Origin of the sequence: Kitasatospora sp. NPDC093558, assembly GCF_040683475.1 — a bacterium.
Classification (GTDB): Bacteria; Actinomycetota; Actinomycetes; order Streptomycetales; family Streptomycetaceae; genus Kitasatospora.
In genome coordinates this window covers 1-1,687 of record NZ_JBFBDY010001029.1, presented here as the reverse complement: position 1 = coordinate 1,687, position 1,687 = coordinate 1, and the positions used below count along the sequence as shown (strand labels likewise).

The 1,687-nt window shown below is 73.2% G+C and carries 2 protein-coding genes; both read left to right on the top strand.

All coding sequences use genetic code 11. The features are described 5' to 3' along the window. The coding region (locus tag AB0O00_RS38140; RefSeq protein ID WP_363659278.1) for a (Fe-S)-binding protein at nt 1-269 on the top strand (269 nt) is incomplete at its 5' end. Further along, nucleotides 266-1,687: lactate utilization protein B (locus AB0O00_RS38135; RefSeq protein WP_363659277.1), on the top strand; the 1,422-nt coding region annotated here is incomplete at its 3' end. The genes AB0O00_RS38140 and AB0O00_RS38135, both read left to right, overlap by 4 nt.

Here is a 1,687-nt window from a genome sequence, read left to right as displayed (position 1 = left end):
CGGTCCAGGACCTCGACCTGGTCGAGCTCCCGGCCGCCGAGTCGTGCTGCGGCTTCGGCGGCACCTTCGCCGTCAAGAACTCCGCCACCTCCGGCGCGATGCTCGCCGACAAGGTGGCGGACGTCCTCGGGACGGGCGCCGAAGTCCTGTGCACGGCCGACAACTCCTGTCTGATGCACATCGGCGGCGGCCTGTCCCGCCAGGGCGCGGCGGTGCGGACCATGCACCTGGCCGAGATCCTCGCCGGCACCGAAGGAGTGAGAACGTGACCGCCCCCGGCGACCGCGGAGTGGTCTGGCTGGGCTCGCCGTCCTTCCCCGACGCCGCCCGCGAGGCCCTCGGCAACACCCGGCTGCGGGCCAACCTGAAGCGGGCGACGACCGTCATCCGCGACAAGCGGCTCGCCGTCACCGCGGAGCTCGACGACTGGGAGGCGCTGCGCACCGCCGCCGACGCCATCAAGACCCGGACCCTGCGCCATCTCGACCGGCACCTCGTCCGGCTGGAGGAGTCGGTCACGGCGGCGGGCGGGACGGTGCACTGGGCCGCCGATGCCGCCGAGGCCAACCGCATCGTCACCGAGCTGGTGCGCGCCACCGGCGAGCGCGAGGTCGTGAAGGTCAAGTCGATGGCCACGCAGGAGATCGGGCTCAACGAGGCCCTCGCCGAGGCCGGCATCACCGCCTACGAGACCGACCTCGCCGAACTGATCGTCCAGCTCGGCGACGACCGCCCCTCCCACATCCTGGTGCCGGCGATCCACCGCAACCGCACCGAGGTCCGCGACCTGTTCACCGAGCGGATGGGCGAGTGGGGCCAGCCGGCCCCCGAGGGGCTCACGAACGAGCCCGCCGAGCTCGCCGAGGCCGCCCGCCGGCACCTGCGGCAGAAGTTCCTCCGCGCGAAGGTCGCCGTCTCCGGCGCCAACTTCGCCGTCGCCGACACCGGCACCGTCGCCGTGGTCGAGTCCGAGGGCAACGGCCGGATGTGCCTGACCCTGCCCGAGACCCTGATCACCGTGATGGGCATCGAGAAGGTCGTGCCCACCTGGACCGACCTGGAGGTGTTCCTCCAGCTGCTGCCCCGCTCCTCCACCGGCGAGCGGATGAACCCGTACACCTCCACCTGGACCGGCACGACGGAGTCCGACGGCCCGTCGGCGTTCCACCTCGTGCTGCTCGACAACGGCCGCACCGACACCCTCGCCGACACCGTCGGCCGCCAGGCACTGGCCTGCATCCGCTGCTCCGCCTGCCTCAACGTCTGCCCGGTCTTCGAGCGCACCGGCGGCCACGCCTACGGCTCGGTCTACCCGGGGCCGATCGGCGCGGTGCTGACCCCGCAGCTGGTCGGCGTCGGCAGTGACACTCAAAGCAGTGCATCGAGCCTGCCGTTCGCCTCCACCCTGTGCGGGGCCTGCTACGACGCCTGCCCGGTGAAGATCGACATTCCGAAGCTCCTGGTCCACCTGCGGGCCTCGGCGGTCCGGGCCAAGCGGAAGAGCGGTCGCCTGCCCGGCGCGGAGGCGCTCGCGATGAAGGCGGCCGCCACCGTCCTCGACTCCCCCGCCCTGCTCACCGCCGCGCAGAAGGCGGCCTCGCTCGGAGGCCGGGCCCTCGCCCGGGGAGGACGGATCGGCCGGATGCCCGGCCCCGCCCCCCTGGGCGCCTGGTCCGCCGAGCGGGAC